26 protein-coding genes are annotated in these 23,984 nt (G+C 66.8%); 12 read left to right on the forward strand and 14 right to left on the reverse strand.

Annotation, left to right across the window (positions count from 1 at the left end):
• Positions 1-13: 13 nt before the first annotated feature.
• The 7 genes from KO481_RS16205 to KO481_RS16235 all read right to left on the reverse strand — a co-directional run bounded on the left by KO481_RS16205 (position 14) and on the right by KO481_RS16235 (position 7,095).
• Positions 14-787 (reverse strand): SDR family oxidoreductase, encoded by a 774-nt coding sequence (locus KO481_RS16205; protein WP_215917992.1) that lies wholly within the window; start codon positions 785-787, stop codon positions 14-16.
• Position 788: 1 nt separating this feature from the next.
• On the reverse strand, positions 789-1,679 hold the full coding sequence (locus KO481_RS16210) for a dihydrodipicolinate synthase family protein (protein WP_215917993.1): 891 nt from the start codon (positions 1,677-1,679) through the stop codon (positions 789-791).
• On the reverse strand, positions 1,676-2,473 hold the full coding sequence (locus KO481_RS16215; RefSeq protein WP_215917994.1) for an enoyl-CoA hydratase-related protein: 798 nt from the start codon (positions 2,471-2,473) through the stop codon (positions 1,676-1,678). Before KO481_RS16215 ends, KO481_RS16210 begins: the two co-directional genes overlap by 4 nt.
• A complete protein-coding gene (locus KO481_RS16220; protein WP_308166639.1) occupies positions 2,470-3,669 on the reverse strand; it encodes a CaiB/BaiF CoA transferase family protein in 1,200 nt (399 codons plus the stop codon). Before KO481_RS16220 ends, KO481_RS16215 begins: the two co-directional genes overlap by 4 nt.
• On the reverse strand, positions 3,666-5,045 hold the full coding sequence (locus KO481_RS16225; RefSeq protein WP_215917995.1) for an FAD-dependent oxidoreductase: 1,380 nt from the start codon (positions 5,043-5,045) through the stop codon (positions 3,666-3,668). The genes KO481_RS16220 and KO481_RS16225 overlap by 4 nt, the downstream gene beginning before the upstream one ends.
• Positions 5,046-5,052: 7 nt before the next feature.
• Positions 5,053-6,342 (reverse strand): MFS transporter, encoded by a 1,290-nt coding sequence (locus KO481_RS16230; RefSeq protein WP_215917996.1) that lies wholly within the window; start codon positions 6,340-6,342, stop codon positions 5,053-5,055.
• A gap of 114 nt (positions 6,343-6,456) precedes the next feature.
• A complete protein-coding gene (locus KO481_RS16235) occupies positions 6,457-7,095 on the reverse strand; it encodes a helix-turn-helix domain-containing protein (protein ID WP_245401043.1) in 639 nt (212 codons plus the stop codon).
• A gap of 249 nt (positions 7,096-7,344) precedes the next feature.
• On the opposite strand from KO481_RS16235, the gene KO481_RS16240 reads away from it, so the two are divergent.
• Complete coding sequence (locus KO481_RS16240) at positions 7,345-7,899, forward strand: hypothetical protein (RefSeq protein WP_215918412.1); 555 nt, start codon at positions 7,345-7,347, stop codon at positions 7,897-7,899.
• Here KO481_RS16240 and coaA read toward each other — a convergent pair whose 3' ends face one another.
• Complete coding sequence (gene coaA, locus KO481_RS16245; protein WP_215917997.1) at positions 7,900-8,832, reverse strand: type I pantothenate kinase; 933 nt, start codon at positions 8,830-8,832, stop codon at positions 7,900-7,902.
• Positions 8,833-9,052: 220 nt separating this feature from the next.
• Here coaA and KO481_RS16250 point away from each other — a divergent pair, with 220 nt between their 5' ends.
• Together KO481_RS16250 and glyA are read left to right on the forward strand one after the other, a co-directional pair.
• Complete coding sequence (locus tag KO481_RS16250; protein ID WP_215917998.1) at positions 9,053-10,249, forward strand: DUF885 domain-containing protein; 1,197 nt, start codon at positions 9,053-9,055, stop codon at positions 10,247-10,249.
• A gap of 449 nt (positions 10,250-10,698) precedes the next feature.
• Positions 10,699-11,994 (forward strand): serine hydroxymethyltransferase, encoded by a 1,296-nt coding sequence (gene glyA, locus KO481_RS16255; protein WP_215917999.1) that lies wholly within the window; start codon positions 10,699-10,701, stop codon positions 11,992-11,994.
• A gap of 3 nt (positions 11,995-11,997) precedes the next feature.
• Here glyA and KO481_RS16260 read toward each other — a convergent pair whose 3' ends face one another.
• The 3 genes from KO481_RS16260 to KO481_RS16270 all read right to left on the reverse strand — a co-directional run bounded on the left by KO481_RS16260 (position 11,998) and on the right by KO481_RS16270 (position 13,439).
• On the reverse strand, positions 11,998-12,306 hold the full coding sequence (locus KO481_RS16260) for a glutaredoxin family protein (protein ID WP_215918000.1): 309 nt from the start codon (positions 12,304-12,306) through the stop codon (positions 11,998-12,000).
• Between the two features lie 81 nt (positions 12,307-12,387).
• Entirely contained in the window at positions 12,388-12,654 is a 267-nt protein-coding gene (locus KO481_RS16265; protein ID WP_215918001.1) for a YciI family protein, read from the reverse strand.
• A gap of 68 nt (positions 12,655-12,722) precedes the next feature.
• Positions 12,723-13,439 carry a GbsR/MarR family transcriptional regulator gene (locus tag KO481_RS16270; protein ID WP_215918002.1) on the reverse strand — a complete coding sequence of 239 codons (717 nt, stop codon included), beginning with the start codon at positions 13,437-13,439 and terminating at the stop codon, positions 12,723-12,725.
• 224 nt (positions 13,440-13,663) lie between these two features.
• Here KO481_RS16270 and KO481_RS16275 point away from each other — a divergent pair, with 224 nt between their 5' ends.
• The 5 genes from KO481_RS16275 to KO481_RS16295 all read left to right on the forward strand — a co-directional run bounded on the left by KO481_RS16275 (position 13,664) and on the right by KO481_RS16295 (position 17,623).
• Complete coding sequence (locus KO481_RS16275) at positions 13,664-14,851, forward strand: cytochrome P450 (RefSeq protein WP_215918003.1); 1,188 nt, start codon at positions 13,664-13,666, stop codon at positions 14,849-14,851.
• Positions 14,852-14,865: 14 nt separating this feature from the next.
• The gene (locus tag KO481_RS16280; protein WP_215918004.1) at positions 14,866-15,063 is read left to right on the forward strand and encodes a ferredoxin; all 198 of its coding nucleotides are present in this window, start codon (positions 14,866-14,868) and stop codon (positions 15,061-15,063) included.
• Positions 15,064-15,277: 214 nt separating this feature from the next.
• A complete protein-coding gene (locus KO481_RS16285) occupies positions 15,278-16,210 on the forward strand; it encodes a fatty acid desaturase family protein (RefSeq protein ID WP_215918005.1) in 933 nt (310 codons plus the stop codon).
• 239 nt (positions 16,211-16,449) lie between these two features.
• Entirely contained in the window at positions 16,450-16,809 is a 360-nt protein-coding gene (locus tag KO481_RS16290; protein ID WP_308166640.1) for a nuclear transport factor 2 family protein, read from the forward strand.
• A gap of 34 nt (positions 16,810-16,843) precedes the next feature.
• Positions 16,844-17,623 (forward strand): helix-turn-helix domain-containing protein, encoded by a 780-nt coding sequence (locus KO481_RS16295; RefSeq protein ID WP_215918006.1) that lies wholly within the window; start codon positions 16,844-16,846, stop codon positions 17,621-17,623.
• Between the two features lie 255 nt (positions 17,624-17,878).
• On the opposite strand, the gene KO481_RS16300 is transcribed toward KO481_RS16295, so the two are convergent.
• From KO481_RS16300 to KO481_RS16310, 3 genes are all read right to left on the reverse strand, one after another.
• Positions 17,879-18,865, reverse strand: a complete 987-nt coding sequence (locus KO481_RS16300) for an LLM class F420-dependent oxidoreductase (protein WP_215918007.1) — start codon at positions 18,863-18,865, stop codon at positions 17,879-17,881.
• A gap of 138 nt (positions 18,866-19,003) precedes the next feature.
• Positions 19,004-19,276, reverse strand: coding sequence for a DUF4276 family protein (locus KO481_RS16305; protein WP_215918008.1), 273 nt, complete (start codon positions 19,274-19,276; stop codon positions 19,004-19,006).
• Positions 19,273-19,545, reverse strand: a complete 273-nt coding sequence (locus KO481_RS16310) for a hypothetical protein (RefSeq protein WP_215918009.1) — start codon at positions 19,543-19,545, stop codon at positions 19,273-19,275. Before KO481_RS16310 ends, KO481_RS16305 begins: the two co-directional genes overlap by 4 nt.
• A gap of 68 nt (positions 19,546-19,613) precedes the next feature.
• On the opposite strand from KO481_RS16310, the gene KO481_RS16315 reads away from it, so the two are divergent.
• From KO481_RS16315 to KO481_RS16330, 4 genes are all read left to right on the forward strand, one after another.
• Positions 19,614-19,985, forward strand: coding sequence for a DUF488 domain-containing protein (locus KO481_RS16315; RefSeq protein ID WP_215918010.1), 372 nt, complete (start codon positions 19,614-19,616; stop codon positions 19,983-19,985).
• Positions 19,986-20,846: 861 nt separating this feature from the next.
• Complete coding sequence (gene phoH2, locus KO481_RS16320; RefSeq protein ID WP_245401078.1) at positions 20,847-22,139, forward strand: RNA 5'-3' helicase PhoH2; 1,293 nt, start codon at positions 20,847-20,849, stop codon at positions 22,137-22,139.
• Between the two features lie 261 nt (positions 22,140-22,400).
• Positions 22,401-22,931: an LGFP repeat-containing protein gene (locus KO481_RS16325; protein ID WP_245401044.1), complete on the forward strand. Its 531-nt coding sequence runs from the start codon at positions 22,401-22,403 to the stop codon at positions 22,929-22,931.
• 94 nt (positions 22,932-23,025) lie between these two features.
• Complete coding sequence (locus tag KO481_RS16330) at positions 23,026-23,883, forward strand: acyl-ACP desaturase (protein ID WP_215918013.1); 858 nt, start codon at positions 23,026-23,028, stop codon at positions 23,881-23,883.
• Positions 23,884-23,984 lie beyond the last annotated feature (101 nt).

The following is a 23,984-nucleotide window of genomic DNA, read 5'->3' on the forward strand; positions in this document are numbered from 1 at the left end:
ATACGTTCTGGACTCAGAGGTTGGCGAGAAGGCCACCGTCGCAACGGATCATGCTGCCGGTCACGTACGACGCCGGTGCCCCGCAGAGGAATGCGGCGACCGCCCCGAATTCGTGTGGTTCGCCGTATCGGCCGATCGGGATCTTGGCCTGCGAGGCGGTGCGTACGGCATCCACGGATGTCCCGGTCCGCCGGGCCGCTGCCGCGTCCAGCGATGCGACGCGATCGGTGCCAATGCGACCGGGCAGCACCATGTTGACCGTGACACCGTCGGCGGCGACCTCCGCGGCGAGCGTCTTGAGATAGGCGGCCAGCGCGGCACGCCCGAGGTTGGATGCCGCCAGCATCGGCAGCGGCGCCTCGACACCGCTCGAACCGATCGCGACGATCCGCCCCCACCGGCGGGCACGCATGCCCGGAAGGACCAGGTTCACCAGCTCGATGTGGGTTGCCAGCAGCGCATCGATCGCGGTGCGCGCCCCGGCCGCATCGAGGGCCGCCGCCGTGCCCGGGGACGGGCCGGGGCCGTTCAGGACGAGAATATCCGGCTCCCCGTAGGTTTCGCGGGTGGCATCGAGGATGCGCTCGGCAGTTCCCGGCTCGGTCAGGTCGCAGTCGACGCCGATCGCCGCTTTCAGTGCCTGCGCGACCTGTCGGGTGCTGGACGGATCTCGTCCGGTGACAACAACATTCGCGCCCTCGGCCGCGAGGGCGGCGGCGGTTGCGGCACCGAGCCCCGCGGTGGAGGCCAGCACGATTGCGGTGCGGCCGTCGATCCCGAGGTCCATGTCACCGCCCCCGCTCGATGATTGCGAGATGTTCGGCCAGCATCCCGTGCAGCGCGTCGGGCAGGGCACGCGCCGGCGGTCGGACCGCGGACTCGGCGATCAGGCCGCGCCGGCGCAGGCATTCCTTGCGGATCGCGAGTGCGATCCCCGCTTGCTGCTCGAAGGTGATCAGCGGCAGGTAGTCGAGCAGTTCGGCGCGGCTCTTCGCCGGTTCCTGCGCGAACCACGCACGGACGCAGGCGACCAGGGCCTCGGGGTACGAGAATCCGGTCATCGCGCCGGCGGCGCCCGCGGCCAGTTCGTCGAGCAGATTGATGCCGCCGAGGCCGCCGAACACCGGAACGTCGCACCGCGCGGTCACCTCGGCCACGGCCACCGGTGTCGGCGGCGACTCGGCCTTGACCGCCGCGACGAAGTCGCAGGCGGCGACCAGATCGCCGAGCATCGACGGGGAGACGGCAACGCTGCTCACGGCCGGGTAGTCCTGGATGACAATGGGCGCACCCGAGGCCTGGTGAACCGCGCTCAGATGCGCGTGCAGGGTGGCGCGGTCACCGCTGTTCGCGTGCACCATGACACCGGCGAGCCGATCGCCCGCCACCTCCACGGCCATCCTGGCCTCGTCGACGACCGGCGCGGTCGCCAGCGCCGTACAGCCGACAACCAGGGGAAGATCGGTGCTGTCGAGCACTGTCTCCAGGACGATCCGGCGTTCGGCCCAGGACAGTCGCGCCGCCTCGCCGAAGACACCCAGGACGGTCAGACCCGTGACACCCGCGGCCTGCGCATGCTCGGCCAGACGGGCGACGCCGGTGTTGTCGACATCGAGCGCCGACCCCGTGAACGGCGTCGCCAGGACGCCCCAGACACCGGGCCGGACGGTCGTGGTCATCGATCGCTCCAGACCGGCCGCCGCTTCTGCTGGAAGGCTGCCACGCCCTCGGTGGCGTTCGGGCTCTCCAGCGCCTCGATCAGGGCGGGCAGCCGGGTCGCGCGGGCATCGGCCGCGGTCATGTGTTCGGTGCGGTTGATGATCTGCTTGATCGCGCGCAGCGAGGTCGGTGCGCAGGCCAGGATGTCCTCGAGCCAGCGGTCCACCGCCGCATCGAGTTCCGTCGCCGGGACGACCTCGTTGACCAGCCCGGCGTCGCGCAGCGCCGCCGCGGTCGTCCGTCGCCCGGTCAGCAACATCGCCATCGCCTGCGTGTGCGGGATGCGCCGGACGAGGTTGACGATGCCGCCGTCCAAGGGGAGCCGCCCGACCCGGGGTTCGGTCAGCCCGAACTGGGCGGTGTCGGCGGCGACGACGATATCGGCGCCCAGGACGATCTCCATTCCACCGCCCAGGGCGAATCCGTTGACCCGGGCGATCACCGGCACATCCAGCGAGCGGCGCAGGCTCAGCCCCGCGAAGCCGTTCGGGTCCAGGTCGGCCCAATACGCGACGCCGGTCTTGCCCACTCCGGATGTCGACATATCGGCGCCGACGCAGAATGCGCGCTCCCCGGATCCGGTGATCACCACCGCCCGCACGCGGGCATCGTTCTCGATCTCGGTCCAGATCTCGTTGCACCGCCGGTGAGATTTCTCGTCGATCGCGTTGAGCACGTGCGGCCGGTCGATCGTGATCCGGGCGACATGGCCGTCCAGCTCGTAGCGGATCTCGTCGCTGGTGATGTCGATCATCGAATCGCGCCTTCCTGCAGCAGTTCCGCGATGCGCTCCTCGGAATAACCGAGCTCGCGCAGCACCTCGGCGTTGTGCTCACCCAGGCGGGGCGCCGAACGCCGGGTGGTGTTGGGCGTTCCGGACATGCGGATCGGGCTGTTCAGGACCCGGACTGTGGAGCCGCGGGGACCGGGCATCTCCATGACCATCCGATTCACCTCGGTCTGTGGATCGGCGAGCGCCTGCTCGAGCGACCGCACCGGGGCACACAGCAGATCCTGCTTCTCCAAGCGCTGCAGCCAGTATTCGGTTGTGCTCGAGGCGAATCGGTCACGAAACAGCGCCTGCAGCAGCGACCGGTTTTCGGCCTGGCCCTCCTGGGTGCCGAGGCCCGGGCGCTGCGAGAGGTCCTCACCGAACTCCAGTGCCACGCTGATGTCGGCCAGCGGGTTCTCCTTGAACGCGCCGACCATGCACACGGCGCCGTCCTGGGTCGGGAAGACACCCGAGAGCGGCATGGCCGCCCAGTTCACCTCGTTTGCGCGGTTGAGTTGCATGGCCGCCTCCTGCATCTGCATGTGCAGCATCGAGTCGTACATGTTGACTCGGACCTGCTGCCCCTGGCCCGTGCGGGCCCTGGCCAGCAGCGCCAGCAGAATTCCCTGACACAGATGCATTCCGGTGGTGTAGTCGCACAGCGTCGTCGGGTACACGGACAGGGGGACCGATTCGTCGGCTCGCCGCCACATCACGCCGGTATATGCCTGGGCGACGACATCCTGCCCGCCCTTGTGGGCGTAGGGGCCCTGTTCACCGAATCCGGTGCCGGATGCCCAGATCAGGTCGGGCTTGAGCGCGGTGAGGTCGTCGTATCCGAAGCCCAGCCGCTCCATGACGCCGGCGCGGAAATTGCTGACGACCACGTCGGCGCGGCGCACCAGATCGAACACGACCTGCCGCCCGTGATCGGATCGGGTGTCGACGGTGACGCTTCGCTTGTTGCGGTTGATCGAGATGAAGATGGGATTGTCGCGGCCGTCCTCGTCGGGGATCGAGTTGCGGCTCAGGTCACCCGCCCCGGGCCGCTCGATCTTGATCACCTCGGCGCCGTAGTCGGCGAGCATCTGAGTTGCGCTGGGGCCCATATATACCTGGGTGAAATCGAGAACGACGATGCCGTCCAAGGCTCCCAGGCTCTGCTCGGTACTGGTCACTGTGATTTCTCCTCGATATCTGTCCGGTCGGTGGCCGGGGGATCGATCGTCGCGTTCGGCGCCGGGCGGTCTCCCGGGTCGCCGCCCTGCGCGCGCATGCCGCGTTGGATCGCGGCGGCGGGCACCTCGCGCACGGTCACCGAATCCGTGATCGCCAGCGCGGCCGCGATACCCGCGGCCTGCCCCTGCGCCATGCACGGCGGGATCTCGCGGGACATCCGCTGCGCGTCGGGCGTGGCCGAATAGTGCCGTCCGGCCACCAGCAACTGGTCGACGTTGCGCGGGAGCAGTGCGCGATAGGGCGTGTAGTAGTCACGCCCGCGGGACACACTGTCGGCGAAGTGCCGCCGGTTCACGACATCGTCCTTGGTGACCACGTACTCGCCCTGCAGCAGGCGGGTCTGTCGCACGCCGATCTGCTGGGCCACGTCGACGATGTACGCGTTCTCGAAACCCGCCAGGTTCGAACGGATCTCGCCGAGCGAGCTCTCGATTCGATCGCGCGCCTCGAACTCCGCGTTCGTCAGCGATTCCGGGTCGGCGCCGTCGAATCCCGTCAGATGCGGTGTGTTGCACCAGACAACGCCCGGCAGCGGAGTCTTGAGCCACCACAGATCCCAGGCGCCGCCGAGCGAGCGCTTGATCTTCCGGTTGATGGCCCTCGCCTCGCGCGGATTCTCCTGTTCGAACCGTTCGGCGGCGGCGGTGTCCACCCCGCCGAGCCGGAATACGAGCGTGACGAGATACTTGTCGGCGGTATACGGAGCCCCCGCTCGCGAGGCGACGTCGATATCGCCGGTGGTGTCGATGACGACGTTGCCGAGGATCGCCTGGGGCCCCTGCTTGGTCTCCACGACAACGCCCTTGACGACCCCATCGTCCACGATCGGCCGCGAGAACCAGCTGTGCAGGCGCAGGTGGACGCCGGACTCGCGGACCAGAGCGTTCGACGTCGTCTTCCATCCGTCCGGATCGAAGGCGACCGCGTAGCAGATCGGCTTCGGGTCGGTGTGGCTGTGGAAGTCGAAGGTGCCCCAGCGCCCCCACTTGTTCCACATCTCGCGCGACGAAACGCGTTCCTCGACAGGTGGATACACCGCGAGCCCCTGCTTGGCCATGCGCTCGACGTATTCGTTCACGATGCCCTGAACGGAGATCTCGTCGCCGTTGATCATGTCATCCAGGACAAGGACCATGCCGCCGGAGGCGAGTCCGCCCAGCGCGGAATACCGTTCCACGAGTGTGACATCGACACCGCCGCGTGCGGCCGCGACGGCCGCACTGACCCCCGCGGGGCCGCCGCCGACGACGATGACGTCGGATCTCCGCACGATGGGAACGTCGAGATCATCGGTGGTTACAGCTAGATTTTTCATGATTTCCTTACTCCCCCAGGAAGATTCCGCTGCGCTTGCGAGCAATGAGGTAAGCGACAACGCTGATCACCGACAGTGCCGCGATGTAGGGCGGGAACAACCACCCGGCGTGATGCTGGTTGAGCCAGACCACGAGATAGGACGCAGTACCACCGAATCCGGCAACCCCGAGGCCATAACCGATCCCGGTACCGGTGGCGCGGCAGTACTTCGGCATCAACGACGACGAAATGACGTTGTAGAGGGTCATATTGGTAGCGAGCACCACGCCGCCGGCGAGTACGACGAAGGTGAACATCCCCAGACCGTGCCCCACGTAAAGCAGGCTCAGAAATACGGTGGGGATCGCGATGATCCGGGTGATGAGGTAGGCGCGGGACAGCCTGATCCGATCCGCCCACCACCCGGTCAGGATCGATCCGAGGAGCAGGATCAGCCCCAGGACCGTTGTCACCGCGAAGATCTCGGTGGGATCCGCGCCGTAGGCGCCGCGGGCGAGGGTGGGCAGGCCGACATTCCATGCGTAGCTGTAGGCCTGGACGGCTCCGACCACGACGATGATCGCCAGCACGCCGATCCAATGTTTGCGCACGCCGCCCCATACCGCGCCGGTACTGTCTTCGGCCTCCTGCGGGCCGAGCGATTCGGGCAGGGACCGGCGCAGATACAGCACGACGAAACCCATCACCGCCCCGAACAGCACCGGAATGCGCCAGCCCCAGGTGGACATCGCGTGACCGCCGATCGCGTAACTGGTGAGGAAGCTGACGAGCGAGGCCATCAGGATGCCGAAGTTGACGAAGAAGCTGATGTAACCGGCCGCGCGTCCCTCGTGCCCGGACGGCATCAGCTCCACGGCGTAGGCCGTCGAGAGTGGCGCCTCGACCCCGGTGGACAAGCCCTGCAGGATCCGGCAGATCAGCAGCGCGACACCGGCCCAGGCGCCGAGGTATTCGTGCGTGGGCAACAGCCCGATCACCGCGATGGTGACGGCCATGGTGCCGACGGACCACAGCATGACCCGGCGGCGGCCGAGCCGATCGGCGACGGTGCCCAGCAGCACACCGCCCAGCGGGCGGGCCACGAAGCCGACCGCGAAGACCGCAAGCGCATCCAGAGCTGCGGAGACCGGATCCTTGGCGGCGAAGAACGACGGTCCGATATAGGCCGCCAGCAGACCGAAGATCTGCCAGTCGTACCATTCGAGGGTGTTTCCGAGCCCCAGGCCGGCCATGGCCTTACGGGGTGGAGTAGTGGTGGTTGTGACAATCGGGACGGGATCTCGTGTATCGGTCATCAGGTAACTCTCGGAGCACGGTGGCCGGTCGAGGACGCACTCGGCCGGCCCCCTTTTTTCGATTGAATTCGATGGGGGCTGGTTTTCGGTTATGAAGCGGGGCTTGGCTTTTCGCTACCAGGTGGGCGGCGTGCTCACCCAGATCGCGACGCATTCCTCGTCCGCGGACGGATTGGCATACCAGTGCGGGATGGTGGAGGGGTAGCGGATCGAGTCGCCCGCTTCGAGTCGATGGCGCACGCCGTCGAGATAAACGTCCTTGGTACCCGACAGGACGATGCCGAATTCCTCTCCGGAATGCTGGTATGGGTGGTCGCTGGTGTCGTAGCCGGGTTGGGTCACAACCCAATTGGCCTCGAGGGCACCGTTCAGATCCGGGGTCAGTAGTTCATAGCGGCCTCCGTCGTTGCTCGTGCCGTGTCCGTCGAGACGGCGTCGTTCGTGCTTGCGGACGACGACGTCCTTGGATTCGAGCGGAGTCAGGAGTTGGCCCACCGGAAGTTGCAGGCCGTGCGCGATCTGCACGAGGGTGGTGAAGGATGGATTGCCCATCCCGCGTTCGATCTGGCTGATCACTCCGGCGCTGACACCGGCGATCTCCGCGAGCCGCTCGGTGGTCAGTTCACGTTCCTTGCGGAGGGTGCGGATGCGGGCGCCGACGTCGCTCAGCATCGAGGCGAGATCGGTATTGTCGCCGCGATCCGGCTTGTTCTGACCCAATGGAACCTCCATGGTGGGCTTCGAGGTGGTCATGAATCTAAGTGAGCTGCTTCACTATGTCAACAGATTCTTCATTATGATGAAGATCCGCTCGGCAGGGCTCCTGACGTGCAGTGCGGGCGTGCGAGGGCCGGCTCGCGTACCGTCCAGTACATGAGTGAGTCCGGGCAGCGTGGCGCGGAATATGGACAGCGCGGTATCGCAGAACAGCAGCGTGGTAGCGCCGCGGAGTCGGGTGGTGCCTCCGATGGGCGGCGCGGTACGGCCGAGGTAGCGGCCGCCATGCCGTACATCAGCTATGAGGAATTCGGGCGGCGTTTTCTCGAATACGCCGCCTCCGAGCAGCGGATCGCCGCCGCATTCGCCCAATTGACGGGGGCCGCATTCGATTTCGGCCCGATCGGGGTGGGGCCTGGCCGAATTGCCAAGGTGAGCGCGCAGGTTCAGCTCGGTGAGCCGACGCTGCAGCGGAACACCGACGGGCACATCACCTTCGAACTCGCCATCCCGCTGAACGTGGACCTGCTGCTGGATCTGGCCGTCGACCGGCATCGCTTCCGGGTCGACGGCGCGGTACACGTGCACCTGACGGTCCGCACCGCCGAGCCGCTGCGCGTGATCATCGACATCGCCGAGCCCCGGCCCAGCGATGTGCGCATCAACGTCGCCACCGCCACTCGGCGCGGCCAGCTGCTGCGCATTCTGGCCAGCGTCGACCACGAGATCCGCCGGTTCGTGGCCCGCTATGTGGCCCGCGAGATCCGCAAACCGCACATCGCAGCGGTCCGCGAGATCGATGTCGCCACTCGACTGGATGCGGCCTGGAAGATCCAGTAATTACAGCTTGCGCAAGCGAATTCGGTTGATGCTGTGATCGGAATCCTTGCGCAGCACCAGGGTTGCGCGGGGGCGGGTGGGCAGAATGTTCTCCACCAGATTCGGCCGGTTGGTGGCGTACCAGATTTCCTGTGCCGCGCTCGTGGCGTCCTGGTCGTTGAAATCGGCGTAGTGGTGGAAGTGTGAATTCGGATTGGCGAACGCCGTCTTGCGCAGGGAGAGAAAGCGATCCACATACCACTTCTCGATATCCTCGATCCGCGCGTCGACGTACACGGAGAAATCGAACAGATCCGAGACCATCAGCCGCGGCCCGGTCTGCAGTACGTTCAGGCCCTCCATGATCAGGATGTCGGGCTGGCGCACGCAGTGGAACTGATCCGGCAGGATGTCGTAGGCCAGGTGCGAATAGATCGGCGCGCAGACTTCCGCCGCCCCCGATTTCACCTCGGTGACGAAGCGCAGCAGCTTGCGGCGGTCATAGCTCTCCGGGAATCCCTTGCGGTGCATGATGCCCCGGCGGGTGAGCTCCGCGGTCGGGTACAGGAATCCGTCGGTGGTGACCAGGTCCACCCGGGGGTGATGGTCCCAGCGGGCCAGCAGCGCCTGCAGCACGCGCGCGGTCGTCGATTTGCCGACCGCGACGCTGCCCGCGATGCCGATGACGAACGGCACCTGATGATCGGGATGGGTTTCACCGAGAAAGGTTGCGGTGGCGGCGAACAATCGCTGCCGCGCGGCGACCTGCAGGTGGATCAATCGGGCCAGCGGCAGATAAACCTCCGCGACCTCCTCGAGATCGATCTGCTCGCCCAGACCGCGCAGCCCGATCAGTTCTTCCTCGGTCAGCACCAGGGGCGTCGACTTTCGCAGGGTGCGCCATTGTTTGCGGTCGAATTCCACATAGGGACTCGGCTCACTCATCCGTGCCATCTAACACTCTCGATTCGGCATACACGATGGTGCAGGTGCACGCGGCGTGGCGAATGAAGTCTCACCATTGCCCTCGGTGGCACGGTGAGGTCCGGTGGCCAGTCCTCGCATAGCCGAATTGTCCTCGAGGGCAGGGCCACCTCGAACGCGGGGGTAAGCTACTGGCCAGTAACTATGAGTGACATTTCTCTCTTGCCCCGTCGCGGTATCGTCGGCTCTCATGGATGCGCACCCGCTCGTGACGGACTATCTGCGGCTGGGCCTGGCCTTCGATCGCCTCGAGGACGGGTTCGTCGACGCCTACACCGGCGATCCGGCACTGCGCCGCGAGCTACGGGAGGGGCCCGCCCCGGCACCGCACGAGTTGGCAACGCGCGCGGCGGCATTGCGCAAGGAGCTGCCCGAGTCCGATCTGCCGGACGAGCGCATCGAATTCCTCGATGTGCACCTGCGCGCCCTGGAATGCTCGGGCCGCAAGTTCGCCGGCGAGCAGATCTCGTTCATCGACGAGGTGCGCGCGTATTTCGATGTGGATATCGCGCCGGGCGAGGTCGAGGATTACCGCGACGCGCACCGGCAGATGGACGAGGTGCTGGCGGGCCAGGGTTCGCTCTACGACCGCGTGACCGCCCACCGCAAGGCCGACGAGATTCCCCCGGAGCGGCTGCGCGAATGCGTGGACGCCTTCTCCGGCGCGCTGCGCGAACTGGTGCGGGCGCGCTATCCGCTGCCCGATCACGAGCGGGTGGAATACGAGGTCGTGGGGGACAAGCCGTGGTCGGGATTCAACTACTACCTGGGCAATTACCGCTCGCGCGTGGCGATCAACTCCGACCTGAAGCAGCACATGGCGCACCTGCCCACGCTGATCGCGCACGAGGCCTATCCGGGGCACCACACCGAGCACTGCCGCAAGGAGGCCGGGCTCGTCGGGGCCGGACAGGACGAGCAGACGTTGTTCGTGGTCAACACCCCGCAGTGCCTGATGGCGGAGGGGCTCGCGGATCTGGCGCTGCGCTCGATCGTCGGCCCGGGCTGGGGGCGGTGGGCCCAGGAGATCTACGCCGATCTCGGGATGCGCTTCGATGGTGAACGGGCGGAACGACTTTCGACCGCCTCGGCGAAACTGCTGGGCGTGCGCCAGGATGCGGCGCTGCTGCTGCACGATCGCGGCCGCGACGCGGACGAGGTGGCCGAGTTCCTGCAGCGCTGGAGTCTGGCCTCGCCGGAACGGGCCCGGCAGTCGCTGCGATTTCTGTCCTCGCCGCTGTGGCGGGCGTACATCAGTACTTACGTGGAGGGTTACCGGCTGCTCGGCGGCTGGCTGGATCGTGCCGTCGATGAGGACGATCGCGCCGATCGTTTCCGCCGCCTGCTCGACGAACCGCTGACCCCCGGGGCGGTCCGCCGAATGTGACCCAGCTGACCGGAGCTGCTCGATCACGGATAAATGGTTCGGCCGGTTACCAGTGTCCGGCGGAGATGCTCCACAAGATCGTTCTGATCAGGTCGATGAGATTATCCGGAGGTGGCACGAAGACCATAGGATTCTGCTTTCTATGCGTTTCTATGCGTCACATGGGCGAGATGCAGTGGCCGCCGGAGGAGATCGAGCAGAACAGGCGTGAGAGCTCGAGTAGCAGGGCCTGAAACGGGTCCGAAGGTATGTAGATCGGTTGCAAAGCGGTTCCTTTGATCGTTGGAGATGTTCCGCGTTTCAGTCTCGGAGCACAGACGACCGTCCGGTACCCCTGAGTTCATGGGGCACGCGGGGGTGGGGGTAAATCCGACTCGGAGTCCGGTGCCGCGGCGAAACTTGCCCGGAGCCCGTTCGATCGTGATATTGGGGCCACATACACTGTGGTCGTGACCCAGACGACCGCCTCTGTCAACTCGCAATCACTCGCCGAACTCGATCCGGAGCTCGCTACCGCGATGGCGGGTGAGCTCGCCCGGGAGCGCGACACCCTCGAAATGATCGCCTCGGAGAACTTCGTGCCGCGGGCGGTGCTCCAGGCCCAGGGCAGCGTCCTGACCAACAAGTACGCCGAGGGCTACCCCGGCCGCCGCTACTACGGCGGCTGTGAGCACGTCGACGTCGTGGAGAATCTGGCCCGTGAGCGGGTCAAGGCGCTGTTCGGCGCCGAATTCGCCAACGTCCAGCCGCATTCGGGCGCGCAGGCCAACGCCGCGGTGCTGATGTCGCTGATGAACCCGGGCGAGAAGTTGCTCGGCATGGACCTGGCGCACGGCGGTCACCTCACCCACGGCATGCGGCTGAACTTCTCGGGCAAGCTGTACGAGGTGCATGCCTACCAGGTGAGCAAGGAGGATCACCGGGTCGACATGGACGAGCTGCGCAAGCAGGCGCTGGCGGTGCGGCCGAAGGTGATCGTGGCCGGCTGGTCGGCCTACCCGCGGCACCTGGATTTCGCCGCGTTCCGCGAGATCGCCGACGAGGTCGGCGCCTACCTGTGGGTCGACATGGCGCACTTCGCCGGGCTGGTCGCCGCAGGGCTGCACCCCTCGCCGGTGCCGCACGCCCACGTCGTGTCCTCCACCGTGCACAAGACCCTCGGCGGTCCCCGCTCGGGCCTGATCCTGGCCAAGCAGGACTTCGCGAAGAAGCTCAACAGCGCGGTGTTCCCGGGCCAGCAGGGCGGTCCGCTGATGCACGCGATCGCCGGCAAGGCCGTGGCGTTCAAGATCGCGGGCACCGAGGAGTTCAAGCAGCGTCAGGAGCGCACCCTGGCCGGGGCGAAGATCCTCGCCGAGCGCCTGACCGCCGCCGACGTCAAGGACAAGGGCATCACGGTGCTCACCGGCGGTACGGACGTGCACCTGGTCCTGGTGGACCTGCGCAACTCGGTGCTGGACGGCCAGCAGGGCGAGGATCTGCTGCACGAGATCGGAATCACGGTGAACCGCAACGCCGTTCCGTTCGACCCGCGTCCCCCGATGGTCACCTCCGGCCTGCGCATCGGCACCGCCGCGCTGGCCACCCGTGGCTTCGGCGACGCGGAGTTCGCAGAGGTCTCCGACATCATCGCCACGGCGCTCGCGGGTGGTACGGACCTGGACGCACTGCGCGCCCGGGTGAGCAAGCTGGCCGCCGATCGCCCGCTGTACGAGGGCCTCGAGGACTGGCGCCTGCTGGGCTGAGCTCTACCAGAGCACGAAACGACGCGCGCCGCCGGTGAGCTCCGGCGCATCGGCGGTGATCGTCGCGATCAGCTTGCGCGGTGCCGGATTCACCCAATGTCGTTGGGATCCAGCGGTTTTCAGAACCACGGTCGGTACCGTCTCGTTCCCGTCGGCGACCGAGCGCACGAAGGCCGCGGCCTCGGGATCGCCCCAGATATCGACCTCGCGGTGAACGATCCCGTGCCGGTTCAAGACCCGCCGCAGCCGGGCGCAATAGGGGCAGCCCGGCCGGCGGTAGACAACCAGCTCCGGGGTGGGGTTATCGGCCATACACCGGGAGTGTATTCGCCGACGGGGCAGCGCGGATGCCGGCGAGCCGTCCCGAGAGCTACGGGCTGCCGAGATCGGCCGCTAACCGGGGAGCAGCGAGTCGTCCCAGTCCCGAATCCGGAAGGACTTCACCAGGCCCTCGAGGATGAAGGGATCCTCCCTCGCGAACTCCTCCGCCGCCGCCCGCGTGGTGAAGATCGCCATGTTTCCCCGGTCGGTGAAGGGGCCGATGCCCAGCACGACGCCGCGAGCGACGAACTTGTCGACCACTTCCTTGTGGCGCGGATAGACCGCCATGATCTGCTCCATGGTGGCGCCGGATGGTTCCCCGAGAACGACGGCCTTCATGCGACCCCTCCATTGGTGTGGGCTCCGAAGACCCGCAGTATCGCACAGGTCGTGACCGGCGGCTGCGCTCACAGCGGCGATCCGGCGTCCACCTGTCGCGAGAATTCCTGCCAGCGTTCGATGGCATCGGCCAGTTCGTGGCTGACGTAGTCGAGGAAACGGGCCATCTCGTCCAGGCGGGCGCCGGCCGGGGTGTGTGCGCCGAGGATTTCCGCGCCGTGCCGACCGGCCGTGACCAGGCTGTCGTTGGCCCGAATGCTGGCGATCGTCGCCCGGAGCCAGACGTGGTCGTCGACGACGTAGCGGTCGCGGCGACCCGTATCACGTTCGCGTCGAATGAGATCCTGTTCCTCGAGCGAACGCACGGCGGTCGATATCGTGGCCGGGCTGACTCGTAGGCGCCGGACGAGTTCGGCGGCCGTGCAGCTGCCGGAATCCCGGGCGTACAGGCAGGCCATGATCCGGGATGTCATGCGGGACATGCCGGTCTGCATGAATACCTCAGCCAGTTCGTCGGTGAAGTCCGCGACCGGCCCTGTGTTGTCGCCGAATTCTGGTGCGGTGGAAGATATTTGCGATCTGTTTCGGCGTTGAGAGCGTAATTGTGTTGCGCGGTGGGCACGTTCGGCCCGGTAGCGGCCCGGGCCGCCGTTGCGGGCGACCTCGCGGCTGACGGTCGAGGTAGGCCGGTCCAGTTGCCGGGCGATCTCGGCATAGCCGATGCCCTCGGCCAGGCCGGTCGCGATGCATTCGCGTTCGGTCAGGGTCATCCTGCCTCCGGGCATCGGAGCACTCCCTATGTAGTCGTATACGTACAAGTATGCGTTCATCGTCAGGTCATTGCAACCGACCGGGGGAATCGTTGCGTTTTGCCGCAGGTTCATTGCTCTGATGATTCGGCGTCTACCTGGTACTTGATGGTCAGAATCCAGATTTGGTATTGAGCACTCCGGCGAGTGAACCGTAGCTTTCGGCGCATAGTGAAAGTTTCCAGTGAGGAGTAACCGTCATGACCTCGTCGTCCGATCCGGTGGCCATGCCCACCGCCCGCCCCGTCGGCCGCCCCTTCGATCCGCCCGCCGGCTTCGCCCGGCTGCGCGAGCGGGGACCGCTGATCCGCATGCGGTTCCCGGACGGGCACCTGGGCTGGCTGGCGACCGGCCATGCCGCCGCGCGCGCCGTTCTGGCCGATCCGCGATTCAGCTCCCGGCACGAGCTCATGCACTACCCGCTCGCGGATCTCGGCGAGCTGCCGCCGACGCCGCCGGGCGACTTCCTCGGCCTCGACGGCGCCGACCATGCCCGCTTTCGCAAGCTGCTGACGGGCAAGTTCACCGTCCGGCGGATGCGGCTGCTCGGTGAGAGGGTCGAGGAGTTCACCACCGAACGACTCGATGCGATGGAAAAGCACGGCGGCCCAGTCGATCTCGTCGAACACTTCGCACGCCCGATTCCGGCCATGATCATCTGCGAACTGCTCGGAGTGCCCTACGCCGACCGCGGACGGTTCCAGGACGATGCGGAGGCGGTGAACGACAATGCCCGCACCATCGAGGAGCGGTACGAGGCATTCCAGCGAATTCTGGACTACATGACGGAACTTGTTGCGGCCAAACGCGCCGAGCCCACCGACGATCTGCTCGGCGATCTGACCGCGTCCGATCTGACCGAGGAGGAACTGGCTGGAGTCGGGACCTTCCTGCTGGGCGCGGGCCTGGACACCACGGCGAACATGCTGTCCCTCGGCACATTTGCACTGCTGCGGCATCCGGACCAGCTCGCGGCGCTGCGCGCGGATCCAGATCTCGCCGACCGGGTGATCGAGGAGCTGATGCGCTATCTGACCATTGCTCACACCACGTCCCGGGCGGCGCTGGAGGACGTCGAGGTGGCGGGGCGGTCGGTGAAAGCCGGTGAGACGGTGGCGATCTCGCTGCAGGTAGCGAACCGCGATCCGGAGAAGTTCGACGACCCGGACACCCTCGACGTCCTGCGCAGTGCCGTCGGGCACCTGGGCTTCGGCCACGGCGCCCACCAATGCCTCGGCCAGCAGCTCGCCCGCGTCGAGATGCGGGCCGCCCTCCCCGCGCTGTTCGCTCGTTTCCCGTCGCTGCGGCTGGCCGTCGCCGCGGACGAGGTCCCACTGCGGGAGGATGGGGACGTCTACGGCGTGCACTGCCTGCCTGTCACCTGGTAGAAGGAGTAAATCCCATGAAGCTCATAGTGAATCGCGACATCTGCATCGGCGCCGGGATGTGCGTGCTGACCGCCCCGGCACTGTTCGATCAGGACGAGGAGGACGGGAGGGTGCGGCCATTGGCTACGGCCGAGTCTCCCGAACAGCAGGCGGCGCTGCGTGAGGCGGTCGCCGTGTGCCCGTCGGGGGCGATACGCCTGGCGGATGACTGATCCCGCTCAGTCGCGAGGACGGCCGAGGCGCCCCGCCCACCGATTGCCTTACGTATCGGTATCGAACGATCCGCGCAGGTGAATCGCGCCCGACCAATGGATGACGATATCGGGAGTTCTTGGTAGGCACCGCATTCGACCTGGGCCGATGTCTCCGGGCAGTGGCACGATGAGCTCGGAATGGCAGGCTCGACCGGGGATGGGGACAACAGCGATGACCGAGGTGGGGATTCGCCGCACGAAGCACAGGTCCGGCGAGCGGCCGGTGCGGGCGGTCAATACGTGGTTGATCGGGTCGGCGGTCGCGCTCGGAGCGTTTGAGCTGTTCATGCTGCCATTGATCCTGCTGCCGCGGGATGCGGCGTGGGGGTGGGCGCTGGTGGTTCCGGTGCTGCTGACCACGCCGTTCTGGTCGCTCATCCACGAGGCTATCCACGGCACCTTGATCCGCAGGCGGGCAGTCAATGACGCCTGCGGGCGGGTGCTCGCGGTGCTGTACGGTTCGCCGTTCGCGATGCTCAAGATCGGGCATCTGCTGCATCATCGATACAGCCGGACGCGGGAACGCACCGAGATCTACGACCCCGCGACGTCCAGCTGGGCGAGAACGGCGCGGGGGTATTACCTGCGACTGTGCGGTGGTCTGTACCTGCTCGAGGTCACGGCACTGCTGCTGGCCCTGCTGCCGGTTCCGGTGGTGCGTGCACTGGGTCGACGGGTGGACGAGCCGAATTCCGTTGCGGGACTTCTTTTCGAACGTATCGTGCAGGCTCGGGTGCTGTGGCAGTTCAGGTTCGACGCCACCACAATCGTAATGCTGTATACCGCAGCATTTCTCGCCTATGGCGTGCACGGCTGGATGCTGCTCGCCGCACTGGCCGGGCGTGCGTTCATCGTCTCCCTCTCGGACAACGCCTATCACTACGGCACCGACCTGGACGCGCCGCTGGAGGCGCTGAACCTGCGCCTGCCCCGCGCACTGGAGCAGGCCGCCCTGAGTTTCAACCTGCACGGGGTGCACCACCGTCATCCGGGACTGCGCTGGTACGAGCTGCGCGAAGAGTTCCTGGGCGAGGGCGGGAAGTACGACCTCGGCTGGGGCGCCGCCGCCGCACGTCAGTTCCAAGGGCCGATCGAACTCACCTAGGGATCTGCGTTCCCCAGGGCTCGCGGGCTCGACGGCGCCGTGAGCGTCGAGTCGGTCTGCCGCCGGGGCATGCTCGGTCGAACGCAGTCGGATGAGTTGGGGCATGTGCTGATCGCCGAGGTGCCGCCGGGGTTGGGCGCGCCTGCCGCATTACTTCCGGGGTAATCGCGCGGCGTCGTTCTTCCGGGCACTGTTGGTGACGTTCCGATCACAACAGATCCGAAGAGGGAGAACCCGATATGAGCATGTACGACGACGCGGCCCAGCGCTACTTCACCGCGTGGAACGCGACCGGCGCCGAGCTGGCCGACGCGGTCGCCAAGGCGTGGACCGAGGAGGGCAGCTACGTCGACCCGCTGACCGACGTGCGCGGCCACGAGCAGCTGACCGCGGCCATCGCCGGCGTGCACGAGCAGTTCCCGGGCTTCGTGTTCCGACCGCTCGGCGCGGTGGACGGTCACCACGACACCGCGCGCTTCAGCTGGGAGCTGGTCGCCCCCGACGGCACCGCGCCGGTTGCCGGGTCGGACGTTATCGAGCTGGACGAGGACGGCCGCATCCGCGCCGTGCTCGGCTTCCTCGATCGTGTCCCGGCGTGACTGAATGACCCTCGCCGCGCGGTACGGTCATTTCATGACCACCGCCCCGCCGGGAGTCGGCCCGCTACTGCGCGAGTGGCGCAACCGCAGGCGGTTGAGCCAGCTCGATCTCGCGCTCGCGGCCGACTCCTCGGCCAGGCACATCAGCTTCATCGAGACCGGCCGCTCGCGGCCGAGCGTCGAGATGGTGCTGCGCCTGGCCGACCACCTGGATGTGCCTGTGCGCGAGCGCAATACGCTGCTGGTCGCCGCCGGCTACGCGCCACATTTCCCCGAGCACTCCCTGGACGACCCGCACATGCACGAGGTCCGCGCCAACCTGGAGCAGCTGGCCAGGGCCCACGAACCGTTCCCGGCCCTGATCCTGGACGGCGCATACGACGTCGTCGCGGCCAATTGCAGTGTGGGGCTGATGCTTTCGGATGTCGCACCGGAGCTACTGAACCGCCCCAATGCCATGCGCCTGACACTGCACCCGCGCGGCATGGCGCCCCGCATCCGCAACTACGCCCAATGGCGCGGCCACCTCCTGCACCAGATGCGCCGCCAGCTGGCCCTGACCCGCTCGGACCGCCTGCGCGACCTTTACGAGGAGGTCGAGCGCTACCCACCACCGCACAACTGCGGCGAGGAACTGGCGCCTGTCACCGCCGCACCCGCCCTGCCGCTGCTGTTCGAATCCGACGGGCGCGTACTGGCATTCATCTCGGTGATCGCGACTTTCAATACACCGATGGACATCACAGTCTCCGAGCTTGCGCTGGAGACGTTCCTCCCCGCCGACAGCGAGACCGCCGCATACCTCGCCGAATAGCGCTCGCGGGCAACGTAATCCCGGTCTTTACACGCCGGGGCCCGAGGCTGTCAGCGGATGGGGGCTTCGGGCTGCGGCGATGGTCGGCGAGCCGGGTGGAGCAGGACCCAGCCGAGCCACCGCCACCGAGCACCGACATGCGGCGCCTTCGCGTCAACCGTACGCAGCAGCACCGCTGGAGGACGAGATCGTCATGAGATGGTTGGACGGCCGCTCGGGCAACTACTGTGGCCTGCGCGTTCAGCGGAGCGGGCCTCAGTCCTTGTGCACCAGCGGGCTCAGCGCCTTACCGGCGAGCTCCAACACGCCGGGCTCGTGCCCGTTGGCGATCATGTTGACGATGACCCCGTCGATGCCGTGATCCAGGACGCGGCGCTGAATCTGCTCGGCGACGTCGTCCGGGGTGCCGACGAACTGGCGGTCTGACAGGTCCATCGAGGCCTTCGCCTGGTGGTCGGCCTGGAATTTGCGAGCGCGGTCGCCGTCCTCGTCGACGATCGCGAAGGCCAGGAAGCTGGTCTCCAGCGTCTTGGGATCGCGCCCGTTCTCCTCGCAGCGAGCGTGCAGTGCCTCGACCTTGCGCGGCAATTCGCTTGCGTTGCAGATGATGTTGAGATGATCCGCGTACCGAGCGGCCATGGAGAAGGTCTTCTTCTCCCCGCCGCCACCGAGCATGATCGGCAGATCGTCGCGAATCCGCGGCTCGTTGATCGCCTCGCGGGTGTGGTACCACTTGCCGTCGAAGGTGGGCCGCTCACCGTGCAGCATCGGCGAAATGATCTGCAGCGCCTCCTCCAACCGCTCGAACCGCTCGGTGAAGGTACCGAACTCGTACCCGAAGGAGTTGTGCTCGAGCTCGAACCACCCCGCCCCGATCCCCAGCACCGCACGCCCACCACTCACCACATCCAGCGTGGTAACGGTCTTGGCCAGCATTGCCGGATTCCGATAGGTATTACCGGTCACCAAGGTGGACAACTGAATCCGCTCGGTCGCCGTGGCCAACGCCCCCAGCGCGGTGTAAGCCTCCAACATCGGCTCATCAGGCGCCCCCAGATTCGGCAACTGATAGAAGTGATCCATCACGAACGCGGCATCGAATCCCGCCGCCTCCGCCGCCCGAGCCTGCTCGATCACCGACGGGAACAACTCCCGAGCCGACGCCGCATGACTGAAATGCGGCATCTGATACCCCAACCGAATCCGCCGCTTACCCGTCCCGGAACCCTGTGCGTTCGTCATGCCGACAACGCTATGACCTGGAGTGCACTCCAAGTCAACGCCACCGAACCAAGTTCGCTGTGAGCGAATCACCGCTTCATGCGGGGTGGGTGCCCGCCCAGAACGTGTATAAGGTACTGCTGGCCTGGGCTGACCGACTCACTCCACCAGCTTCGCCAGCCATGCATCCGTATGTGGGCACTGGGCTCGAATCGCATCAATGCCCAGCTCGGCGACCGCCAGCGGTCCGTCGGTAACCTTCACGTACCCCGGCTGATACCGCAGCAGCCGCTTGGAGGGTGCGGTGGCTGGGTCATACAGCTCTCCGAGTTCGGCGTGGGCGGCGAACACCCAGGCCTCCGGCTCGTGCAGGACCAGGTGAGGGAGGAAACGCCGGTCGCCGACACATGTGGCGACGGATGTTTCCCTCAAGCGTGCTTGGTGAGGTACTCCACGTACAACGGTCGCAGCACCTCGGCGATGTCCCCGTCTCCGGCGTGCAGGTAGTCGTCCAGCATGGGCAGGACGTATTTGATGTCTGCTGCGCTTTCGTTCAGGTTGCCGATGGCTGCCTCGGCGGCGGGGATCTGTTCCAGGAGCTTCCAGAGGAAGCGGACGTCGCCGTGGCGGACGGCGTGTTTGACGGCGCGGTCGTGGAGGTCCTTGGAGGAGAGCTTTTCCAGGTCGGCAGCTTCGGGCATGAGACGACTCTATCGTTTTCGGGCGCGGGGTCCTCGTGCTGTGGGGGAAATCGTGCTGCCATGGAGGTATGGCGCAGCAACCGGCGGTGGGCTTTCGGGTGAAGCGGGTGTATGACGAGCCTGATCCGGAGGATGGGTATCGGGTGCTTGTCGACCGGCTCTGGCCGCGCGGGGTCAGCAAACAGCGGGCGCGGATCGATGAGTGGATGAAGGCGGTGACGCCCTCGGAGGATCTGCGGCGGTGGTTCCATGCGGATCCGGATCATCGGGCGGCCGAGTTCGCGCGCAAGTACGGCGCCGAGCTTGCCGACGATGAGCACCAGGAGGCGCTGGCGCGCCTGCGGGAACTGGGCGAGGCGGGGCCGGTGACGCTGGTGACCGCGGTGCGAGACCCGATCCACAGCCATGTGACGGTTCTGCTCGAGCAACTTCGCTCCTGAGGATCGCGGCCGGAGACATCGCTGGCGTCGCGGACAGCCGGTCACAGACAGCGCGGCCGTCAGCAGCGCCGCCGCCAGCAGCGCCGTTCCAGCGCGCGCCTCGGCAACGATCCGACCGGCGTCAGCTCTCATGACATCGGATGTCTCGGTGAGGGATCCGAGGGTGCCGGTGGCGATTACCGCCGAGTCGAACCATCGGCCGCCGAGACCGGCAGGGCGCCAGCACAATCCGGCAGGGTCGCTCGCCGCCGCAGCTGCCCGGTGACGGGGCGGGCTAGGCATGGATCGTCTGCGCTGGACCGCGCTGTCTCCCGCCGACGTGCCCTGCACGAGATCCACCCCGCCCCAGTTCTTCCCGACCAGCCGGTCTGTCCGGCACGCACTCCTCATCGGCGCGGCGAGTCACCGCTAATTCTCGGCGTGTCGCGCAAATCACAGACCCTCGATGTCCCCTTCAAGGACCTGCCTGACCTGCGAAATCTCCGCCGCCGAAACCTCACTCCGCCCGTAGACCAGCCCGAGGCGTTAACGGGATCTTCACCAACATGCGAACAAACCGGCGAGCCTCAATCGGGAAACCGCAGTAACGTCGGATGTGCGGGCTGCGAAGGTGTGGCTCGTACGGGAGGTCCTGATCGTGACTGAGAACTTCAGTGCGAGGGGGCCGGCACCCGGCCTCCGGGTCATATGACCCCGGGGCGGACCGGCCCAGCGAGATAGGTCTGTACGGGTGTAGTACGGACAACAAAGGAGCCCACCGTGACTGATGCACGCTCCGTCATCGCTCCCTCGAATGCCCGCTCCACCACGAGCGGCGGCTCCGGAAAGGGAGCCCACACCTCTGGATCCGGCGCCACCGGATTGAAAACCTTCGTGATCGACACCTCCGTTTTGCTGTCGGACCCCTGGGCCGTCACGCGTTTCGGCGAGCACCGGGTGGTGCTGCCGCTGGTGGTGATCAGCGAACTGGAAGCCAAACGTCATCATCACGAGCTCGGCTGGTTCGCCCGCGAGGCGCTGCGGCTGCTGGACGATTTGCGCATCGAGCACGGACGCCTCGACGAGCCGATCCCGATCGGGACTGTCGGCGGCACCCTGCACGTCGAGCTCAATCACACCGATCCGGAGGTGCTGCCGGTCGGATTCCGTACCGACACCAACGATTCCCGCATCCTGGCCTGCGCGCTCAATCTCGCCGCCGAGGGCCAGACGGTGGTGCTGGTGTCGAAGGATATTCCGTTGCGGGTCAAGGCTGGTGCGGTCGGTTTGCACGCCGAGGAGTATCACGCGCAGGACGTGATCACCTCGGGATGGACCGGCATGACCGAGCTGGACGTCAGCGCCGAGACCGTCGACCGGCTGTACTCCGACTCGGTGATCGACCTCGACGAGGCCCGGGACATTCCCTGCCACACCGGAATTCGGCTGCTGGGCGCGAATGGCAGTGCGCTGGCACGGGTCACGCCGGACAAACGGGTCCAACTGGTGCGCGGCGATCGGGAGGCGTTCGGGCTGCACGGGCGCTCGGCCGAGCAGCGCATCGCGCTGGATCTGCTCCTGGACGAGAGCGTCGGCATCATCTCCCTCGGCGGCAAGGCCGGAACCGGAAAGTCCGCGCTGGCGCTGACCGCCGGCCTGGAGGCGGTGCTGGAGCGGCGATCTCAGCGCAAGGTGGTGGTGTTCCGCCCGCTCTACGCGGTCGGCGGCCAGGAGCTCGGCTATCTGCCCGGATCCGAGAGCGAGAAGATGGGGCCGTGGGCCCAGGCGGTCTTCGACACCCTCGACGGGCTGGCCAGTCCGGAGGTGTTGGAGGAGGTGCTCAGCCGCGGGATGCTGGAAGTCTTGCCGCTGACCCACATTCGCGGCCGATCGCTGCACGATTCATTCGTGATCGTCGACGAGGCGCAGTCGCTCGAGCGCAATGTCCTGCTCACGGTGCTGAGCCGGCTGGGCAGCGGGTCGCGGGTCGTGCTCACTCACGACGTCGCACAGCGCGACAACCTGCGTGTCGGACGGCACGACGGGGTCGCGGCGGTGATCGAAAAGCTCAAGGGGCATCCGCTCTTTGCGCACGTCACACTCACCCGGAGTGAGCGATCGCCGATCGCCGCACTGGTGACGGAGATGCTGGAGGAGTACGGCCCGCACGCCTGATCCGTTGCCCGGCTACCTACTTGGAGCCGGAAAGTGGCGCGCCCTCGCTCCTGATCGGCTCGATCGGGAGCGAGGGAGTTCACCGGATATGGCAACTCTGTAGCATTCGCAATTCTCGGGAGTCGGCGAGTATATTTCGCCGAGATACCTGTTCGGCGAGGTTTCTCCGAGCCCTCAGTGGTTCGCCGAAATTTAGCCGGACACCGGCTTCGGGTTGTCGGCGACACGGCATCGCCGGCAGCCTCTCTCGAGAGGATGGACATGCACCACCTCGCTCGACGCACGGCCGCGACCACCATGACCCTCGCCGCGGCGACCCTCTTCTTCACCGCCTGCAGCAGCAACAACGACGGTTCCTCGTCCAGCTCATCGTCCAGCATGACCACCGCTGCGGCCGCTGCCGCACAGAGCAGCGCGGCCGCCGGTCCGACCGAGACCAAGATTCAGACGCCGAACGGCGAGTTCACCATCACCGGACATCTGATGGCCAAGTACAACGAGATGGGCGGGGCGTCCAGCCCGCTCGGCGCGCCGACCGGCAACTCGGTCAGCGGCCCGAACGGCGGCTCCTGCCAGGAATTCACCGGCGGCGCCATCTGCTGGAGCGAGCCGACCGGGCCGCACGTGGTCTGGGGCGAGATCCGCAAGGCGTGGGACAGCGACGGTGGCGTCAACGGCAAGCTCGGCTATCCGACCACCGACGAGAAGGACGTCGTCGGCGGCAAGGAGAGCGACTTCAGCGGCGGCACCATCAGCTGGGTGAACGAGAAGACCACGGTCACCCCGAAGTGACCGAAAGCTCGTCGAGGCGGCCCGGGGACGCACTGTTCCCGGGCCGTTATCGGGTACGCTCCCGTTTTCTGAGAACAATCTGTAGGTTAGCGGCGTGCAAACACTTTTAACCGACCGTGAGCTGCTGGAATCGCTTGCGCCGACGGTGGAGGACAATCTTCGGCGTCACATCGACGCCGCCGACGGCTGGCAGCCGCACGACTACGTGCCCTGGGACGACGGCCGCAACTTCGGGTTCCTCGGCGGAACCCACTGGGAGCCGGAACAATCCGAGCTCGGTGAGGTCGCGAAGGTGGCGCTGACCGTCAGCGTCCTGATCGCCGACAACCTGCCCTCGTATCACCGCGAGGTCGCCAAGTATCTGCGCACCGGTCCCTGGTGGCGGTGGATCGGCCGGTGGACGGCCGAGGAGAACCGGCACGAGATCATTATCCGCAACTACCTGATGGTCACCCGCGCGGTGGACCCGGTGGAGCTCGAGCGGATGCGGATGGCGCACATGACCACCGGATTCCGCCGCCCCGCGCTGCATCTGGTGGATGTGCTGGCCGCCTGCGCCTTCGAGGAGCGCGCCGCGGCGGTGCGGCACCGCAATACCGCCGAGCTGGGGGAGAACCTGATCGTCACCGCGATCGCCGACCGCATCGCCGCCGACGACGAGCTGCAGTCGGAGTTCTTCGCCAACCTGGTGTCCGCCGCCCTGGATCTGGCGCCGGATCAGGCCGTGCGGGCGATCGCGGATCAGGTGGCCGCCTTCGCGGTGCCCGAGCTCACCCTCGCCGACGGCCGCAGCAGCACGGCGGTCCTGGCGGAGGGGGGCATCTATGATCCCGCGCGCGAGCCCGAGCTGGTCTTCGCGCCGCTCCTGGCCCGCTGGAACGTCTTCACTCGCACCGATTTCGGCGAGGAGGGGGAGAAGGCTCGCACCGAGCTGTCCCACCTGCGCCGGTAGACGGTTGCCGGGGTGCGGGTGCCTGTCTCCGCATCCCGGCCCAGCCGGGAATGCACACCCGGCCTCGGGCAGGTGTGTGGATGACGACGTCGCGTGTGGCG

The organism is Nocardia albiluteola (assembly GCF_018860155.1).
Taxonomy (GTDB): domain Bacteria; phylum Actinomycetota; class Actinomycetes; order Mycobacteriales; family Mycobacteriaceae; genus Nocardia; species Nocardia albiluteola.

Excerpts from the sequence above, each read along its gene's own strand:
- KO481_RS16295 (WP_215918006.1), top strand. The coding sequence starts at position 16,844 with ATGACCACCGCCCCGCCGGGAGTCGGCCCGCTACTGCGCGAGTGGCGC.
- KO481_RS16240 (WP_215918412.1), top strand. The coding sequence starts at position 7,345 with ATGCCGTACATCAGCTATGAGGAATTCGGGCGGCGTTTTCTCGAATAC.
- coaA (WP_215917997.1), bottom strand. The coding sequence starts at position 8,832 with ATGGCACGGATGAGTGAGCCGAGTCCCTATGTGGAATTCGACCGCAAA.
- KO481_RS16290 (WP_308166640.1), top strand. The coding sequence starts at position 16,450 with ATGAGCATGTACGACGACGCGGCCCAGCGCTACTTCACCGCGTGGAAC.
- KO481_RS16280 (WP_215918004.1), top strand. The coding sequence starts at position 14,866 with ATGAAGCTCATAGTGAATCGCGACATCTGCATCGGCGCCGGGATGTGC.
- KO481_RS16275 (WP_215918003.1), top strand. The coding sequence starts at position 13,664 with ATGACCTCGTCGTCCGATCCGGTGGCCATGCCCACCGCCCGCCCCGTC.
- KO481_RS16260 (WP_215918000.1), bottom strand. The coding sequence starts at position 12,306 with ATGGCCGATAACCCCACCCCGGAGCTGGTTGTCTACCGCCGGCCGGGC.
- KO481_RS16225 (WP_215917995.1), bottom strand. The coding sequence starts at position 5,045 with ATGAAAAATCTAGCTGTAACCACCGATGATCTCGACGTTCCCATCGTG.
- KO481_RS16215 (WP_215917994.1), bottom strand. The coding sequence starts at position 2,473 with ATGATCGACATCACCAGCGACGAGATCCGCTACGAGCTGGACGGCCAT.
- KO481_RS16285 (WP_215918005.1), top strand. The coding sequence starts at position 15,278 with ATGACCGAGGTGGGGATTCGCCGCACGAAGCACAGGTCCGGCGAGCGG.
- KO481_RS16310 (WP_215918009.1), bottom strand. The coding sequence starts at position 19,545 with ATGCCCGAAGCTGCCGACCTGGAAAAGCTCTCCTCCAAGGACCTCCAC.
- KO481_RS16235 (WP_245401043.1), bottom strand. The coding sequence starts at position 7,095 with ATGACCACCTCGAAGCCCACCATGGAGGTTCCATTGGGTCAGAACAAG.
- KO481_RS16315 (WP_215918010.1), top strand. The coding sequence starts at position 19,614 with ATGGCGCAGCAACCGGCGGTGGGCTTTCGGGTGAAGCGGGTGTATGAC.
- KO481_RS16205 (WP_215917992.1), bottom strand. The coding sequence starts at position 787 with ATGGACCTCGGGATCGACGGCCGCACCGCAATCGTGCTGGCCTCCACC.
- KO481_RS16265 (WP_215918001.1), bottom strand. The coding sequence starts at position 12,654 with ATGAAGGCCGTCGTTCTCGGGGAACCATCCGGCGCCACCATGGAGCAG.
- KO481_RS16325 (WP_245401044.1), top strand. The coding sequence starts at position 22,401 with ATGCACCACCTCGCTCGACGCACGGCCGCGACCACCATGACCCTCGCC.
- KO481_RS16250 (WP_215917998.1), top strand. The coding sequence starts at position 9,053 with ATGGATGCGCACCCGCTCGTGACGGACTATCTGCGGCTGGGCCTGGCC.
- KO481_RS16230 (WP_215917996.1), bottom strand. The coding sequence starts at position 6,342 with ATGACCGATACACGAGATCCCGTCCCGATTGTCACAACCACCACTACT.
- KO481_RS16300 (WP_215918007.1), bottom strand. The coding sequence starts at position 18,865 with ATGACGAACGCACAGGGTTCCGGGACGGGTAAGCGGCGGATTCGGTTG.
- KO481_RS16210 (WP_215917993.1), bottom strand. The coding sequence starts at position 1,679 with ATGACCACGACCGTCCGGCCCGGTGTCTGGGGCGTCCTGGCGACGCCG.
- KO481_RS16270 (WP_215918002.1), bottom strand. The coding sequence starts at position 13,439 with ATGCCCGGAGGCAGGATGACCCTGACCGAACGCGAATGCATCGCGACC.